The following is a 15,638-nucleotide window of genomic DNA, read 5'->3' as shown; positions in this document are numbered from 1 at the left end:
GGGGGGGGGGGCGCGGCCACAAGCCCCCCCCCGCGCCCCCCCCCCCACGCCGCTGTGCGGGCGACGGGCGCAAGCGGCGGCACCTGATCGTGGACACGATGGTGACCCCCGCAGACGTCATCGGCCGCGACAGTGCGCCTGAGCTTCGCGAGTGCAACCCGGAACTGACTTCGATGTGGGCCGGCAAACGGCCTACACCGGCCTGACCGACCGGGCGCGCAACAACTCGTTCTTTCTTGAAGGCGCGAGAAGCGCCGATCCCGTCGAGTGCAAGGTGCTGCCGTGTGGCTGGAGGATCGTGGAACAGTCCTCTCCTGGCTGATCCGGGCCCGCCGCAACGCACACGGGCCGCGAGCGCCTGCCCGGTCAACGCTGAGAGCTGACGCTCGCACGGTTGCCGCACTGATCGACAATGATCAGCATGAGTGCGCTGATCGCCAGGCTCCCCAGTTCGCGGTTGTGGATTCCGCTGCTCTTCGACTACGGGCTGGTCATAGTGCTGGGCATGGCCCTCGACGCCGGGTCAGGATGGGGCACGCCGGCAACGCTGCCTGTGGCAGCCGGGCTTGTGGCAGTGGCAGTGGCGGTGTCGGTCGTGGAGATTCGCCTGCGCCGGGCATACCTGAAGCAGGCCGTGCCGAGCGCGGAGTCGAGCGTGCCCACCCAGCGTCCGTGGGGCTTGCCGGCACAGATCAACCCGGCGGATCTGGGTTTTCTCGCCAACGGCGACCGGGGCGCCCTGCTCAGCATGATTGCCTGGCTGCGCGCGGCCGGCACACTGGTCACCGACCCGCAGCACCGGCACGTCCAGGTGGCTGCGGCGGCCGCGCCGCGGGGCGCCGGCCCGCTCGGTGACGCACTGCGCAGGCTCGCCGGCAGCCCTGAAGGGCTGTACCTGCCGGGGCTCAACCCGCTGAGCCACTACGCCCGGCCCGACGTGGTCACCCGGGAGATGACCGCGCTGCGCGACAGGCTGGCCAGCCGGGGCCTGCTGGACAGTACGATCTGGCAGGCGCCCTCGACCACACCTGCCTGGCACCGTCCGTGGCCGGTCGCGGTGATCGCGTTCGGGCTGGCGGTGGCGCCGTCGCTGTTGGTCGCCGACGCATCGGCCGCGTCGTGGGCGATGCTGCTGGCCATGACCGCGATGTTGACCTGGACCGGTCACCCCGCCACGCTGCCGACGCCGCGCCGCAGCACACCGACCGACGGCCAGTGGGTGGTCGAGCAGGCTCGGCGGCAGCATCGGATCAAGGCCGGCGAGACCGACCCGCGGGCAATCGCGGTGCTGGTCGCGCTGCACGGCGACGACGCGCTGCAGCAGCTCGACCCGGAGCTCCACGAGATCGTACGCGCGGGGCTGTTCTACAAACTCATCCCGGACCCCCTGTTCGACAACGGGTGGTGAGGCGGCGCTGCGCTCGCCGGCGTGCGACCAGATGGCTGCCGCCCGGCTTGCCGGCTGGTGCACGAATGCGCCGCCAGAGGTGATCGAAGCCTGGCGTGAGGCAGAACCGGAACTCCGACGAATTCTGACTCACGCGTAGCCGGCCCTCCCATCGACGTACTACCACGCAGGAAGAATCGACCATTCACGCACTGATCTCGACACATGCGTGCACACGCCGGTGTGCACGGACAGTGAGAGCGGCTCTGCGGTCGTCGCGCGCGTGCTCAGCGGCAAGAGAGATACGCGTCGGTCACTGCGGGGGGCGCTCCGACGTACCGGTGGCGGCCGGCGTCGTCGCGCACCGGTGTCCCCGGCTCACCGCCGGCGTCCAGCCAGAACTACCCGCGCACCTTCGGCGGCTGCCCGCGGTCATGCCCCCATTCGTGAACACTCAGGCTGCACCACAACGCGAGCCCCAGCATGAGCGGCGGGCCGCGATCAGGCTGACAGGATCGCGGTGAGCTGCCGGGTGGTCTGCGCCTTCACCCAGGGGTTGGTGGCGGCATAGGCGCGGTAGGCGAACACCCCGCCCATCAACGATCGTCCTCTGCCTCGCGCCCAGGTAGCTTCGTCGACAGCGAGCGCCTCGCGGAAGGCCCGGCGTGCCCGGCCTTCCAGCAGAGTGAAAGCCATCATGAGGTCGCGGGCCGGATCTCCGCGTCCCAGGCCGCCGAAGTCGATCACGGCGCTGACCTTGCCTCCCGTGGTCAGCAGGTTCCCGGTGTGGAAGTCGCCGTGATACCAGACCGGCGGCCGGTCCCAGGCGGGCGCGGTGACAGCCTCACGCCAGATCGCGAGCAGCGAGCGCGCGTCGAACGCGTCGGCGATGTCGGCGATCGCGGCCCGCACCTGATCGTCGTGGTCGGCGAGCGGCTCATCCGGCTCGACGGCCGCGGTGAACTCGACCGACTGCAGTGCGCTCAGGAAGTCGGCAAGGAGCAGAGCAGTCTCGACAGAATCCCCGAGCTCTTCATAGCGGGCCACGGCGCCGTCCAGCCAGCGGGAGACGCCCCAGGCCCAGGGGTACCCGAGATCAGGTTCGCCGACGGCGACCGGTTCCGGGATCGACAGCGGCAGGGCGGGCGCGAGCCTCGGCAGCAGGTGCAACTCCTTGGCCGCCTGCCGGATCGCGCCCGTATGGCGGGGCAGCCGCACAGACAGGTCGGAGCCGAGCCGGTAAATGACGTGGTCGGATCCGCCCGGTGTGACCCGGCGCAGGGTGAGTTGCTCCCACTGCGGGAACTGGCTGTCGATCAGCCGCCGGACCAGTCGCTCATCCGCCTCGAAACGTTCGATCGTCACAGTGACCATGACAACTGATCTCGGAAGCCAAGTCGATGCCTTTACGAGCAGGTGTCAGCGGTGAAGGCAAGGCGGTCCTGTGCGGAACCGGTGGGGCACAGCCGGCCGAGGTCATGACCTTGAGCAACAGGGGGAGGCAGCGCTGCGTGCCTCGTCGCACTCGATAGACGGCGGATTGCTCGGCTCGGATAGAGCGGCCCGCGCCGCAACGAGTGCCATGGACGGCTACATGAACGTGGGTTCGGCCGTGGCGCGACACGCTTTGGCGCGGATCGGCACCGGTTTCAATCCGGTACGTTTATGGGTTACGGCGCGACGTGGCGGCGGTTACGGCGTATGCCCGCCTCGAGGTGAGAACGCAACAGCGAATTCAGCATTGGGCCAACGTGCCGAAGCGCGGTCTCCTAGGCTTCGGAAGGAACCGGCTAAAGATCCCAATACCCCAATTTTCCTTGAAGCGGAGTCCGAAGTGAAGAAACCCCTATGCCTGGCGTTCGCAGTCCTCGCCTCTTTGGCGTTCGCCGGCCCGGCGAACGCAGCCCCCGCCACCCGCGCCAGCGAGGATCCGCCGCCCAGTTCCGCTGCCGACAAAGACATCATCATCCGGATCCAGTTGGGCCTCCCCATCCTCGTCGCCCCGACCGCGAGCACCGTCGACCTCAAAGACAACAAAATCAATCAAAACGGGCACGCCATCATCTTCGTCCCGGCGGGCAGCACCATCCGTATCGGTGCCGAAGACAGCGCCCCGACGAAGACCACGGCACCGCCGAAGTGAACGGAGAACTGATCACAGAAGCGAGTTACGACACCACCGCTTCGGCCTTCGCGAGAACCGGCCAGGGTGGAAGGTGGACCAAGGCGCCCGCGACGAGGTGCTCGGCCGCCGACTGAAGCAGTCGGGTCCGTTATCCTCGCACGTCCAACGCGGGTTGCCATCGATCGACCGCCCGCCGCAGGCGAGATTACTCGTCGCCGACGAACTGGCCGTCAGTCCTCGGCATCGGCGGCATCGCCGCAACAGCGCCGGTGGGTATCGCCACCAGCACCATCGATGTGCCGATCGGCGACATGATTGGCCTCGACACGTGGTTGACCACATCACACCGCGCGACCGGCCGCCGTTCCAGTCAAGGTTATCCGTTGTGGTGCTTCCTCAGACGGGGGCTGATTGTCGCCGAGATCGCGTCCAGGGTGGCCCGGCCAGTCACGGCCGGCTGCAGACGTGCGATCGCGGACTCGGTTGCTTCAACGAGGTCAGAAAGGGACACGCCGTCCGGTACCTCCTGGAACCAGCGGAATCCGGGTGGCAGTTCCGGCAATCCGAACCGCCGGAGGGCGGCGTCGATGCCGGCCTCCTCGGCGGTGGATTGATCCGCCGCCTCGTAGCAGCGCATCGTCGATATTCCGATCAGGAACGCGGCCACGAGATCCGGACCGCTTCTCCCGCATTCCCAATATGCTCGACCGTCAATCTCGAAGACTTCATAGGCCTTGACGCGGCCGGGCGGCGACTTCTCAAGAACGGGAACTGAACTCCACAGGATAGGAACAGTGCTGCCCATGGGTGAATTCTGTCGTTCCGGTAGGCCCGCATGAGCGCCGCAGCCGGCCTACGTCATCCAGACGGGTGACCCCGCCGTGGATGCCAGCGCGCTTGCGCTGTCCTGAAGAAGAGAAGCCTTTGCTACGTGCCAACACTCATCGCCGATAGGCGTTATCAACAGCAAGAGGGCGAGAGCGTGGGCGTCGGTGTGAGTATCCGGAACTGCCGCTAAGCATGCGCTCGGCGGCTGGACCGGCCGCTGCGGTGCGTACGTGCCCACGCCGTGATCGTGAGTGCATACGTCCTTTGGCCGGCTCAGCCCTCGTTGTGGTCAATTCTTCAGGAGTGCTGAAAGAAGTTCGCTGGAAAGATCACGCCGTGGCTGCCGCATGCCGGGGGGCAAAGTGTCCCACCAAACGCCATTACATCAGCGTCAAGGAGACGGCAGCTCTTCGGCAGGATGGTCACTGAATAGGTGAGTTTCCCAATGATCCCGGGTCTGCGGGGACGTGATCGAGTCTGCAGCGTGTTGGGAAGGACCATGTCGATGATCGGGACAGCGGCGATGCTGGCGGCGATGCTGACGGGGATGACGGTCGTGCCGGCTGCGGCGCAGCTGCCGGACGGCCCTGCGCTCCAGGTAACCGCAGGCGCCCACCACACGTGCGCGCGGGCCGGAGACGGCAAGGCGTACTGCTGGGGCGACGGTGCCTTCGGCCAGTTAGGGGACGTCGACACCGCGAACCGGTCGCGTCCGGTGGCGGTGGCTCACCCGGCCGCCGGGGTGACCTTCACCGAACTCGTTGCCGGCGCCTTCCACACGTGTGGGCTGGGCAGCGACACCAAGGCCTACTGCTGGGGCCAAGGAATGTACGGTCAGTTGGGGAACGGCACCACCGCGAACCGGTCGAGCCCGGTGGCCGTGTCCGCCCCGGCCGCCGGGGTGACCTTCACCCAACTCGCGGCTGGCTTCGGCCACACGTGTGGGCTGGGTAGCGACACCAAGGCCTACTGCTGGGGCGATGGCTACGACGGTCAGTTGGGGAACGGCGACACCGAGGCCCGGTTGAGTCCGGCGGCGGTGAGCGCCCCAGCCGGGGTGGCCTTCAGTCAGCTCACAGCCGGCACCTCCCACACGTGTGGGCTGGGCAGCGACACCAAGGCCTACTGCTGGGGTCAGGGGGGCTACGGTCAGTTGGGGAACGGCACCACCGCGGACCGGTCGCGTCCGGTGGCGGTGATCGCCCCGGCTGCCGGCGTGACCTTCACGAAGCTCGCCGCCGGCGGCTCCCACACGTGTGGGCTGGGCAGCGACACCAAGGCCTACTGCTGGGGAGCCGGTTTCGACGGTCAGTTGGGCAACGGCGCCACCGCGGACCGGTCGCGTCCGGTGCCGGTGATTGCCCCGGCCGCCGGGGTGACCTTCACGGAGCTCACTGCCGCTGTCGACCACACGTGTGGTGTGGGCAGTGACAGGAAGGCCTACTGCTGGGGCCGGGGTGACGGCGGCAAGTTGGGGAACGGCGATAGCGCGAACCGGGCGAACCCAGTGGCGGTGAGCGCCCCAGCCGGGGTGACCTTCACTCAGCTCACCGGCGGTGACTTCCACACGTGTGGGCTCGAAAGCAACGGCAAGGCCTACTGCTGGGGAGCCGGTTTCTACGGTCAGTTGGGCAACGGCGCCACCGCGGACCGGGCGAGTCCGGTGGCCGTGATCGCCCCGGCGACCGGGGTGACCTTCACGGAGCTCACTGCCGGCGACTATCACACCTGCGGGCTGGGCGGCGACGCCAAGGCCTACTGTTGGGGCTACGGCTTCTACGGTCAGTTGGGCAACGGCGCCACCGCGGACCGGGCGAGTCCGGTGGCCGTGATCGCCCCGGCGACCGGCATAACCTTCACCGAGCTCGCTGTCGGCACCGACCACACGTGTGGGCTGGGTAGTGACACCAAGCCCTACTGCTGGGGCCGGGGAGCGTTCGGCCAGTTGGGCAACGGCATCCCCGCGAACCGGTCGAGTCCGGTAGCTGTGATTGCCCCGGCCGCCGGGGTGACCTTTACCCAACTCGTGGCTGGTTACGGCCACACGTGTGGGCTGGCCAGCGACGCCAAGGCCTACTGCTGGGGCCAAGGCCTGGACGGGCAGTTGGGGGACGGCGCCACCGTGGACCGGGCGAGTCCGGTGGCCGTGGCCGGTCCGGTCGGGGTGGGCTTCACTCAGCTCGCCGCTGGCGCCTTCCACACGTGTGGGCTGGGTAGTGACACCAAGGCCTACTGCTGGGGCCGGGGCTTGAGTGGTCAGTTGGGGGACGGCGCCACCGTGGACCGGGCGAGTCCGGTGGCCGTGACCGCCCCGGCGACCGGGGTAACCTTCACCGAACTCGCGGGCGGCGGCTACCACACGTGTGGGCTGGGTAGTGACACCAAGGCCTACTGCTGGGGTGAGGGTGGCTACGGTCAGTTGGGCGACGGCTCCTCCACGGGCCGGCTGAGTCCGGTGGTTGTGATTGCCCCGGGCGGGGTTGCTTTCACTCAGCTCGCCGCCGGGTTCTTCCACACCTGTGGGTTGAGCAGTAGCAACAAGGCCTACTGCGGGGGAGCCGGTTTCTTTGGTCAGTTGGGGAACGGAGCCACGGGGAACCGGTCTGGCCCGGTAGCGGTGACCGCCCCGGCCGGGTGACGTTACCCGGGTGCTGGCTTCCCCATCGATGGCCATGGGGTCGATCTCAGATCCGGTTGCGTTCGGCCTGCGTCAAGGTCGCCATGGCAAGGTGCGGCTTGGGCCAGCAACGCTGAGGCCCCCACGAACCAAGGTCGCCTGATCAACTCGGTGAACGTTCATGGCCAGCGCACGAGAGGGCTTACTCTCATCGACAGGAGCGGATACTCGATCAAGCCTGCCACGGTCGATACCCTGGCCCGCATGACGCGGTACCTCGTCGTCCCGGGCCGGGGAGTTCCTCTCGCCGACCACTGGTCGTGCGGCTGGGTCAACGACTATCCGGAGTTCACGTGGGCGCCCGAGCCGCCGGGGCCGCCTTTCGTCGCTGCGGAGCGGGTGGCTGCGCTGCACGCTGCGATCAGCGCCGACGATGAACCGGCGGTTCTTGTCGCGCACAGTGCGGGATGCCTGATCGTCGCCGTCTGGGCGAGTGAGCACACCGGTCCTGTCCGTGCTGCGCTGCTGGTCACGCCGCCGTACGTGGAACCGGGCTGGGCTCCGGAGTCTGCGGAGACCTTTGATGGCTTCGTCGGCACCGTGCCGCGGCGCCCACTGCCCTTCCCCTCGATACTGGTCGCCAGCCGGGACGACCCGATGGCCACGTTCGAACAGTTCCGGGCGTACGCAAACGGTTGGGGCTCTGAGCTGTTCGACGCGGGCCCGGTCGGGCATCTGGACTCCAAGACCGGATTCGGCGCATGGCACGACGGCGAACGGCTGGCCCGGTCGTTGAGCTGGCCGGGCCGGCGGTGACGCTGAAGACGGTGTTGTCGGGCGGGTGGCTCCTACGCTGCTGGCAGAACCGGGCTTGATCGGGTGTCGGTGGCGGCGGCGGCTGACTACCGTCGGCGCATGGCAGACGTGACGTTCCAGCCCCGGCCTCTGTTGCGCACCCTGCTCGGCGAGGTGCTGCGGCGCCGCCGGCTGGAGCAGGAGCGGACCCTTGCCGAGGTCGCCCGCGAGGCGTGCGTCTCGGTGCAGTACCTGTCCGAGGTCGAGCGTGGCCGCAAGGAGGCGAGCTCGGAGATCGTGGCCGCCGTCTGCGACTCGCTGGGTATCGGGCTGGCCGATCTGCTGAGCGAGGTGGGGCGCGACCTCACGGCGCGTCGCGCCCCGGTGCTGCGGTTGGAGACCGCCCGGCTGCGCCGCGCGGCGCAGGCTGCGCCGCGCGGCTCGCGGTCCGGCGATGTCGTCCTGTTGGCCGCCTGATCAGGCGGCGTTGAGCCGGTAACCGCGCGGTTCACGCCGGCTGATGACCTGATCGGCGAGGCCGTAGGCGACGGCCTCGGGGGCGGTCAGGGTCATCCGGCGGTCGGTGTCCTCCCGGATCCTGGCGATCGAGTGGCCGGTGTGCTCGGCGAGGATCTGGTCCATCTCGGCGCGGACCTTGGCCACCTCCTTGGCTTCCACGGCCAGGTCCGGCAGCGTGCCGCGGGCCTGACCGGACGGCTGGTGCAGGGTGACCTTCGCGTGCCGCAGCACTGATCGCTTGCCCGGGGTGCCGGCCGCCAGCAGCGCCGCGGACGCCGACGCGGCCTGGCCGACGCAGATGGTGGCGATGTCGCAGCGGATGAAGTGCATGGTGTCGTAGATCGCCGTCAGCGCGCTGAAGGAGCCGCCCGGGGAGTTGATGTACAGCCCGATCTCCTGTTCCCCGGTCGACTCCAGGTGGATGAGCTGGGCGATCACCACGTTCGCGACCCCGTCGTCGATCTCGGTGCCGAGGAAGATGATCCGGTCCGACAGCAGCCGGGAGTAGATGTCGAAGGCGCGTTCACCGCTCGGGGTCTTCTCCACGACGGTCGGGATGGTGTAGTGGCTCATGCGCTCAGTCCCATCGGTTGGCGGGCCATCGCGGGGCGGACGTCGTCGACGCTGTCGAGGACTCGGTCGATGAGGCCGTACTCGAGCGCCTCGTCGGCGGTGAACCAGCGATCACGCCGGCTGTCGCGTTCGACCGTGTCGATCGGCTGCCCGGTGTGCTCGGCGGTCAGGCGCAGCAGCGTGCGGCCGAGGCGCTCCAGCTGGTTGGCGTAGATCTCCACGTCCGCGGCGGTGCCGCCGAACCCGGCCGAGCCCTGGTGCATCAGAATCTGGGCGTGCGGCAGTGCGTACCGTTTGCCGGGGGTGCCGGCGGTGAGCAGGAACTGTCCCATGCTTCCGGCGAGCCCGAGGGCCAGCGTGCTGACGTCGTTGGGGATCAGCCGCATGGTGTCGTAGATCGCCAGCCCGGCGGTGACCGAGCCGCCCGGCGAGTTGATGTACAAGTTGATGGTGCTCAGCGGGTCTTCCGCGGACAACAGCAGCAGTTGCCCGCAGATCCGGTTGGCGATCGGGTCGTCGACCTCGGCCCCGAGCACGATGATGCGCTGGTGCAGCAGCTGGACGGACAGCTGGTCGTCTACGGACCCGGTTCCGCCCGGCGTTGCGGCAGTGAATGGTTGCACGGCTTTCTCCTTCGGCTCGGCTCTGCGTGCCGTCTCCACCTTCACGGTGGCGGCGGCCGCCGGCCAAGCCGATCTGCGGTCAGCAGATGCGGGATGGCGAAGGCCTGGTGGACCCGAGGACCGCGGTCCTGTGCGCGCCGCTTGCACGTGCCGTAGCGGCATGTGGTCTCCTCGATGCACCTCAGCACGAAAGGCTCCGCCTGTGACCCACTCCCCCGTCATGCCTCCCCGGCAGGTCAAGATCGGTGATGCCGCTGTCTTCGCTGGGACCACGCCGCGTGCCATCCGCCACTATCACCAGATCGGTCTGCTGCCGGAGCCCGAGCGGGGCGTGGACGGTCGCCGCCGCTATGGCTACGACGACATGATCCGCCTGCTGTGGATCCGCAAGATGGCGGAGGCCGGCATCAGCCTTGACGACATGCGGGCCGCCTTCGAGCAAACCCGGGACATCGGGGAGGTGCTGGGCCGGTTGGAGGAGACCCTGGCTGCCCAGGAGGCCGATATCAAACGCCAGCGCGCGGCCGTCCAGCGTCTCCAAGCCGTGGGAAGCCCGCTGGGACTGCTTTCCCCGCTGGTCACCGACCGGCTCGGCCACCTGCCCGCGGGCACGCTGCGCCCCACCGACCTGGACACGCTGCTGGTCACGGAACGCATCTTCGGCCCGCTGGGCGCCGCGATCCAGGCCAGCGTGTTCATCGTGCTCGCCACCCATCCTGACCTGCGGGCGGAGCAGGACCGTCTGGACGCGGCCGAGGCGGCTCTGGACGACAGTGTGGAGCCTGGGGACCCGCGCGTGGAAGAACTCGCCGTGCAGCTGTGCGCCCACCAAATGGCCCTGGAGCGGGCAGTGGAGGCAGCCGGGCTGGACGCGGCCGAGGAGAAGCTCTTCGAGATCTACGACGCCGACCCGGCAGAAGAGAAGGACACTCGGTTGAGCGCCTTCGCTTCGGTCTCCAAGATGCCCTACGACTTGTCTCCCGCCCGGAAACGCTGCATGGAACGCACGGCGCAACTGCTCGCCGATGCCCACTCCGCAGACGGTTGATCGCCCGCGGTTCCTGACGCGATCCGATCAGGCGCTGGACCCGGCGAAGCGCGCGCCAGCCGGTGATGACGGCCGATGTGAACCGGTGCACTTCCTCTTGTCGCGGCGGGGTCGGCCGGGTTGGGTCGAGCGCATGGCTCTGATCGCGTACGACAGCGTGGACGCAACGGCCTTCGCGGCGACCCGGCATCTGCGAGACGACGACCTGGCCACCTGGCGCGCGGCGATCGGCCGATACTTCGAGGCTCGTGCGGGTATGCGTCTGCTCGACCTCGGATGCGGCACCGGCAGTTGGGCTCGGGCGTTTCGCGCATGGTGGCCCGGTGTTGACGTTGTGGCGGTCGATCCCTCTTCGGCGATGCGTGAGCGCGCGGTGTTCCAGCCGGTCGGGGCCGGCACCGCCGACGACATTCCGGTTGCTGACGCGAGCCTCGACGGCGTCTGGCTCTCCACGGTGATTCACCATGTTCCCGACCTCGGCGCGGCCGCACGGGAGATCAGGCGGGTGCTGAAGCCGGGCGCGCCGGTGCTGATCCGGTCGGCGTTCGCCGGCCGGCATGAGGCGATCAGCCTGTTCCGCTGGTTCCCGGAGGCTGTCGCTGTCCTGGACCGCTACCCGAGCATTCCCGACGTCGAGGCGGCGTTCGCCGCCGCCGGGTTCACGACCGCGGGATGCGAGCCCGTGCCGCAGGTGACCGCCCCGTCGGTGGCTGAGGCCGCCGCCGGGCTCCGCCGGGAAGCGCACACTCCGCTGCAGTTGATCAGCGACGAGGCCTACGCGGCGGGCGTTGCCCGCTTGAACCATGCCGCGCGTACGCAGCCCGGCCCGGTCGTTGACGCCTTGGATCTGCTGGTGCTGCGGTGAGCGCCGGCCGGCTTGCTGTGATCACCGGCGCGGGTCGAGGACTCGGCGCGGCCCTCACCGCCTACCTCGCCGAGGAGGGTTGGAACGTCGTGGCCTGTGTCCGGACCGAGTCAGCCGCCGCGGCGCTGCGACGTGACCGTGTCGAACCGGTGATGCAGGACGTCCGGGAACCAGTCGGTGACCGTCTACTGGCGGCGGTCGGGGCCCGGCCGGTCCATGCGCTGGTCAACAACGCCGGCATCGGTGCGCCGGCCCGACCGTTGGAGAGCGTCGACCCGACGACGGTCCTGGACGCCGTGGACGTCAACGTTGTCGGCCCGCTTCGCATGGCCCAAGCCCTGCTGCCGATGCTGCTGGCCGCGCCCTCGCCCCTGATCATCAACGTGTCGTCGCGTCTTGGCTCGCTGTCTGCCCAGGCCGCGGGCGACTTCGCCGGTCGCCGGACCAGCTACGCATACCGTGTCTCGAAATCAGCCCAGAACATGCTGACCATCGCGTTGGCCCAGGAACTTGCCGGTCGCGTCCGGTGTTGGGCCGTCCACCCGGGCAGCCTCACCACGGCCATGGGAGGGGCCGACGCGAAAACGACACCTAGGGAGGCTGCCGCCCGGCTCGGGCGGCTGTTGGACAGCGCCGACGCCATCTCGCCGCGGTATCTCTCCTTGGACGGCCCTGACCTTCGCTGGTGACAGCGCTTCATCCGCGGCGCGCCCGGCGCCGAGCACGGCACGCTGGGCCTTCCCCGGGCTGAGCCGACGCCACCGGTGGCCTGTGCCGCGGAAGGTGGCGGCGGCGAGACTGGCCGCCCCTGCCTCCTGTGGCACGGGCGCATCGCCCATCTATGGCGCGGCGGCTTCGGAATTACCCTGCGATGATGAATGTCGCCGGCCGCACGCTGACCCCCGTAGTGCTGCAAGCGTTGACCTACTGGCCCGGAATCGTGCACGCGAAGGCTCCGAAGCCTGCCGACCTCACGGTCCTGCCGCCGTTCTTCAACGGTCTGCTGAGTGAACTGCCATGGTGGAACACCACCTGGCGAGTCCTTGACGTCGAGCCGGCCAAGCCGCGGGAGTTCGCCAGCGACCATGACCGTCAGAAGAACAGGTTCATCGAGGTCTCGGTTCCCGGAACGCTCGGTGACGGCGCAGGGCAGACGCTGCCGTTCTTCGCACGTGTCCGGTTCGAGGGTGATCGGCTGTTGCGGTTCCAGGCGAAGATCGCGGACACGGTCGTCGGTCCCGCGCTGGGCGAAGCCGGCTCCCATGAGCCACATCCGTTCGGCGCGGTGCTGCGCAAGCTTATGGACAACCGCGGTCTTTCCGTGAAGGACGTGGCAAGGCGAACCTATCGCGCGATGTCGACCATTCACGCGGCCCAGTCCGGAGGCCGCAATCCGCATCCCGTTCTGGTCCGGGAGATCGCCGGTGCCCTGGACATACCGGAAGCGGATCTGACCGCGATCGCCGGCGTGGACGATGAGGCGTCCGACGTGGCGACGAGCGCCGACAAAGCTGACGGATGAGACGACCGTGAGACGGACGGCTCGTCGGCATCAGCCGGCGGCGCCGGCTGCACTTGCAGGCGCGGCACCGAGCGAGGACAGGAGACTTTGTACGTCCCAGTACGCGCGCAACGAGACGATCCGCCGGTCGTCGTCGACGGTGTAGACGAAGACGCCGTCGTAGGTCGCGACCGCGCCGTGCGGGAATCGGGTGGTGACCGTGGCGACGACGGCGGCCTCCGAGCCTGCCGCGTGCACGGCGGCGACGTCGAAGGAGACCTGGTTGGCGGCGATGGCTTGCTGCCAGAACCGCTCCAGCGCGTCGCGTCCTCGCATGCCGGCGCCCTCGGGGTCGAGGGGCGAACCGCCGACCGGGTCGTGCAGCACCGCGTCGTCGGCGTAACAGGCGAGCCAGGCGTCGCGGTCGGCGGCGGCGACGGCGTTCATTGCCGTGCGTGCGGCGACGGCTGCCGGGTGAGCGGTGTCCATGGGATCTCCTCCGGGGGCGGCTAGCTTGACACGTGTCAAGCTAGGGCTAGGCTTTACAGGTGTCAAGCAACCGGCTCCGCATCCTCGACGCCGCCCGCACCCTGGTCGCGCAGCGCGGCGCCGGCATCGCCATGGCCGACGTGGCCCGGGCGGCCGGCGTTTCCCGGCAGGCGGTCTACCTGCACTTCAACTCCCGGGCCAGCCTCTTCGTGGCCGTCGTGCGACACATGGACGAGCAGGACGGCATCCGCGACCGTTGCGAACGCGCCCTCGGGCACAGCGACCCGGTGCGGGCGCTGGAGGAATTCGTGCTGGCCTGGCTGCACTACGCGGCGAAGATCCACCCGGTGGCGTCGGCGCTGCTGGCCTCGCGCCACGACGATCCCGACGCCATGAGCGCGTGGAACGACCGGATGGAGGAGCTGCGTGCCGGGTTTCGCCATGCCACCCGACGGCTCGCGGCCGCCGACCGCCTGCGGGCCGGGCTGGACCCCGTCGCCGCAGCCGACCTGGCCTGGGCGATGACCTCGGTGCCGGTGTGGGAGCAGCTCACGGTCGATTGCGGCCGGGCGGCCACCGAGGTGCGCCGGCAGCTCACCGACGCCGTCACCGCCGCGGTGACGCGGCCCGCTGCCGAGGCGTCCCAGAGAAGCCGGCCAGGCCCGTAGGCCGATCCTCCGCGCGCCACGATCGGCACGCGCGAGCGGGCGCGGTGGGGCCGGTTGGCCGCCGGTTGGCCGCCGGTTGCCGTCCTGCGGGCGGGTTGGGTACCCAACGGCAGCCCTGGGTGGGTCGAGGAAGCACCGACGGGCCGCGTTCGCAGGTCCCGGAGGCGGCTTCCCGGCGCCGCCGCGGGGCAGGGTGGAACGGCTGAGACGGCCGTGTTCACAGCCCACCGTCTCTACGTACCGGTGAAGGAGTAAGGCTCCCACGGTCTGCCTGAGCTCTGCGGCGGCGTCTCCCATCCACTACCGGGAGGTGTCACCCACCATGTACCGCACCGTACGGTTCGCCGTGCTGCTCGGCACGGCCGGTCTCGTCCTGCTGGCCCCTGATGTCGCGGCGGCGGCGGAGCCGGCCGCGCCGCCGGCGGTCAACGACCTGGGCACCGTCGTCAACAACCTCCGCTACTGGATCATGGGGATTCTGGGGTCGGTCGCCACCCTGTTCCTGTGCATCGGCGGTGCCCGCTATCTGATGGCCGGCGGGGATCCGTCGGAGATCGAGCGGGCAAAAGGCAGCTTCAAGTCCGCCGCGGTCGGCTACGCCCTCGCGCTGCTCGCGCCGGTGGTGTTGACCGTGCTGAACAGCATCCTGGTGAAGTAGTCATGGCCGACTGGTTCATCGACGCCACGCTCGGTTGGCTGGCGAGCGCGGTGCTCGCCGTGATCGCCGTGTTGTGGACGCTGCTGTCGAACACCGCCTTCATCACCCCGGACGTGACGGCGCTGCCGTCGGTGCTGGGGATCGCCGGGCGGGCGAGCATGATCGTGAACGTCGGTTTCGTGCTGGCGGTCATCGCTGCCGGTGTGACGGTGATGCTGCGGGAGAGTATGCAGAGCCGCTACGGCCTGGCGGAGTTGCTGCCGCGCCTGGTGATCGGGTGGATCGGCTCGAACTTCGCGGTGCCGATCTGCACTCAGCTGGTGGCGGTCGCCAACGCGGTGACTGCCGCACTGACCGGTGAGGGCGTGGTCACCAGCGGCGCCCTGCTTCGCCTGCACGTGGTGATCGTGGAGGCGATGACCAACCCGCCGAGCATGCCTTTGGCGGTGGTCATCGGGCTGCTCATCGTGGCCCTCACCCTGATGCTGATCATGGCGTGGCTGGTGCGGTTGGGTGTGCTGATCCTGCTGGTCGGGGTGAGCCCGCTCGCGTTGGCCTGCCATGCCACGCCGTTCACCGAGGCGGCGGCCCGGCTGTGGTGGCGCGCCATGCTCGCGGTGCTGGCCACCGTGCTGTTGCAGGCGTTCGCGTTGCACACCGCCCTGGCGGTGTTCCTGACACCGGACGCCGATCTCGTGGCGCTGGGCGTGACCCGCGATCGGGCCGGCACGCTGGATCTGCTGGTCGTCGTCTGCCTGCTGTGGATCACCGTCAAGATTCCGGGTCTGTTGCGGCGCTACGTCACCGGCGGCGGCACCGGCCGGAATCCCGCCGCGGTGTTCCTGCGGATGGTCGTGGCGCAGCAGGTCACCGGCCGGCTGCGCCAGCCGTTCGCCCGGCCCCGCAGCCGTCCCCGGATGGCGGCCCACGCTGCCGCGGCCG

At 69.3% G+C, this 15,638-nt stretch carries 16 protein-coding genes and 1 pseudogene; 12 read left to right on the top strand and 5 right to left on the bottom strand.

Going from position 1 to position 15,638, the window contains the following annotated elements; genetic code table 11:
* The first annotated feature begins 421 nt into the window (after positions 1-421).
* Positions 422-1,408, top strand: coding sequence for a hypothetical protein (locus AB0F81_RS45145; protein ID WP_360209436.1), 987 nt, complete (start codon positions 422-424; stop codon positions 1,406-1,408).
* A 480-nt stretch (positions 1,409-1,888) separates the two neighbouring features.
* Here AB0F81_RS45145 and AB0F81_RS45140 read toward each other — a convergent pair whose 3' ends face one another.
* Positions 1,889-2,752, bottom strand: coding sequence for an aminoglycoside phosphotransferase family protein (locus AB0F81_RS45140; RefSeq protein ID WP_360209433.1), 864 nt, complete (start codon positions 2,750-2,752; stop codon positions 1,889-1,891).
* Positions 2,753-2,969: 217 nt separating this feature from the next.
* Between AB0F81_RS45140 and AB0F81_RS45135 the strand changes: the two genes are divergently transcribed.
* A complete protein-coding gene (locus tag AB0F81_RS45135; RefSeq protein WP_360209430.1) occupies positions 2,970-3,530 on the top strand; it encodes a hypothetical protein in 561 nt (186 codons plus the stop codon).
* A gap of 358 nt (positions 3,531-3,888) precedes the next feature.
* Here AB0F81_RS45135 and AB0F81_RS45130 read toward each other — a convergent pair whose 3' ends face one another.
* The gene (locus AB0F81_RS45130; protein WP_360209427.1) at positions 3,889-4,317 is read right to left on the bottom strand and encodes a DUF5956 family protein; all 429 of its coding nucleotides are present in this window, start codon (positions 4,315-4,317) and stop codon (positions 3,889-3,891) included.
* Positions 4,318-4,839: 522 nt separating this feature from the next.
* Between AB0F81_RS45130 and AB0F81_RS45125 the strand changes: the two genes are divergently transcribed.
* From AB0F81_RS45125 to AB0F81_RS45115, 3 genes and pseudogenes are all read left to right on the top strand, one after another.
* Positions 4,840-6,978 (top strand): hypothetical protein, encoded by a 2,139-nt coding sequence (locus AB0F81_RS45125; RefSeq protein WP_360209424.1) that lies wholly within the window; start codon positions 4,840-4,842, stop codon positions 6,976-6,978.
* 150 nt (positions 6,979-7,128) lie between these two features.
* Entirely contained in the window at positions 7,129-7,773 is a 645-nt protein-coding gene (locus AB0F81_RS45120) for an alpha/beta hydrolase (protein WP_360209422.1), read from the top strand.
* A 99-nt stretch (positions 7,774-7,872) separates the two neighbouring features.
* A pseudogene (locus AB0F81_RS45115) lies at positions 7,873-8,103 on the top strand (helix-turn-helix transcriptional regulator); the annotation flags it as partial.
* Between the two features lie 126 nt (positions 8,104-8,229).
* Here AB0F81_RS45115 and AB0F81_RS45110 read toward each other — a convergent pair.
* On the bottom strand, positions 8,230-8,844 hold the full coding sequence (locus AB0F81_RS45110; protein WP_360209419.1) for an ATP-dependent Clp protease proteolytic subunit: 615 nt from the start codon (positions 8,842-8,844) through the stop codon (positions 8,230-8,232).
* On the bottom strand, positions 8,841-9,629 hold the full coding sequence (locus AB0F81_RS45105; RefSeq protein ID WP_360209416.1) for an ATP-dependent Clp protease proteolytic subunit: 789 nt from the start codon (positions 9,627-9,629) through the stop codon (positions 8,841-8,843). Before AB0F81_RS45105 ends, AB0F81_RS45110 begins: the two co-directional genes overlap by 4 nt.
* Positions 9,630-9,669: 40 nt before the next feature.
* Between AB0F81_RS45105 and AB0F81_RS45100 the strand changes: the two genes are divergently transcribed.
* The 4 genes from AB0F81_RS45100 (at position 9,670) to AB0F81_RS45085 (ending at position 12,902) form a co-directional block, all read left to right on the top strand.
* Complete coding sequence (locus AB0F81_RS45100) at positions 9,670-10,515, top strand: MerR family transcriptional regulator (protein ID WP_360209413.1); 846 nt, start codon at positions 9,670-9,672, stop codon at positions 10,513-10,515.
* Positions 10,516-10,648: 133 nt separating this feature from the next.
* Positions 10,649-11,380, top strand: coding sequence for a class I SAM-dependent methyltransferase (locus AB0F81_RS45095; protein WP_360209439.1), 732 nt, complete (start codon positions 10,649-10,651; stop codon positions 11,378-11,380).
* Complete coding sequence (locus AB0F81_RS45090; protein ID WP_360209411.1) at positions 11,377-12,069, top strand: SDR family NAD(P)-dependent oxidoreductase; 693 nt, start codon at positions 11,377-11,379, stop codon at positions 12,067-12,069. The genes AB0F81_RS45095 and AB0F81_RS45090 overlap by 4 nt, the downstream gene beginning before the upstream one ends.
* Positions 12,070-12,254: 185 nt before the next feature.
* Complete coding sequence (locus tag AB0F81_RS45085) at positions 12,255-12,902, top strand: helix-turn-helix transcriptional regulator (protein WP_360209409.1); 648 nt, start codon at positions 12,255-12,257, stop codon at positions 12,900-12,902.
* Positions 12,903-12,932: 30 nt separating this feature from the next.
* Here the strand turns inward: AB0F81_RS45085 and AB0F81_RS45080 are convergent, their stop codons facing one another.
* The gene (locus AB0F81_RS45080) at positions 12,933-13,370 is read right to left on the bottom strand and encodes a nuclear transport factor 2 family protein (protein ID WP_360209403.1); all 438 of its coding nucleotides are present in this window, start codon (positions 13,368-13,370) and stop codon (positions 12,933-12,935) included.
* Between the two features lie 59 nt (positions 13,371-13,429).
* Here AB0F81_RS45080 and AB0F81_RS45075 point away from each other — a divergent pair, with 59 nt between their 5' ends.
* From AB0F81_RS45075 to AB0F81_RS45065, 3 genes are all read left to right on the top strand, one after another.
* A complete protein-coding gene (locus tag AB0F81_RS45075) occupies positions 13,430-14,038 on the top strand; it encodes a TetR family transcriptional regulator (RefSeq protein ID WP_360209400.1) in 609 nt (202 codons plus the stop codon).
* 322 nt (positions 14,039-14,360) lie between these two features.
* Positions 14,361-14,696, top strand: coding sequence for a pilin (locus AB0F81_RS45070; protein ID WP_360209397.1), 336 nt, complete (start codon positions 14,361-14,363; stop codon positions 14,694-14,696).
* A 2-nt stretch (positions 14,697-14,698) separates the two neighbouring features.
* Positions 14,699-15,638 (top strand): hypothetical protein (locus tag AB0F81_RS45065; protein ID WP_360209395.1); only part of this gene is annotated, 940 nt, incomplete at its 3' end.

The sequence above is a fragment of the Actinoplanes sp. NPDC024001 genome (genome assembly GCF_040638955.1).
In the GTDB taxonomy this organism is placed as follows: Bacteria; Actinomycetota; Actinomycetes; order Mycobacteriales; family Micromonosporaceae; genus Actinoplanes.
The sequence above is the reverse complement of the archived record's forward strand: the minus strand, read 5'-3'. Positions and strand labels throughout refer to the sequence as shown.

Coding starts and splice junctions, on each gene's coding strand:
- AB0F81_RS45145 (WP_360209436.1), top strand. CDS start 422: ATGAGTGCGCTGATCGCCAGGCTCCCCAGTTCGCGGTTGTGGATTCCG.
- AB0F81_RS45135 (WP_360209430.1), top strand. CDS start 2,970: ATGGACGGCTACATGAACGTGGGTTCGGCCGTGGCGCGACACGCTTTG.
- AB0F81_RS45130 (WP_360209427.1), bottom strand. CDS start 4,317: ATGGGCAGCACTGTTCCTATCCTGTGGAGTTCAGTTCCCGTTCTTGAG.
- AB0F81_RS45125 (WP_360209424.1), top strand. CDS start 4,840: ATGTCGATGATCGGGACAGCGGCGATGCTGGCGGCGATGCTGACGGGG.
- AB0F81_RS45110 (WP_360209419.1), bottom strand. CDS start 8,844: ATGAGCCACTACACCATCCCGACCGTCGTGGAGAAGACCCCGAGCGGT.
- AB0F81_RS45105 (WP_360209416.1), bottom strand. CDS start 9,629: ATGCCGCTACGGCACGTGCAAGCGGCGCGCACAGGACCGCGGTCCTCG.
- AB0F81_RS45095 (WP_360209439.1), top strand. CDS start 10,649: ATGGCTCTGATCGCGTACGACAGCGTGGACGCAACGGCCTTCGCGGCG.
- AB0F81_RS45085 (WP_360209409.1), top strand. CDS start 12,255: ATGAATGTCGCCGGCCGCACGCTGACCCCCGTAGTGCTGCAAGCGTTG.
- AB0F81_RS45080 (WP_360209403.1), bottom strand. CDS start 13,370: ATGGACACCGCTCACCCGGCAGCCGTCGCCGCACGCACGGCAATGAAC.
- AB0F81_RS45070 (WP_360209397.1), top strand. CDS start 14,361: ATGTACCGCACCGTACGGTTCGCCGTGCTGCTCGGCACGGCCGGTCTC.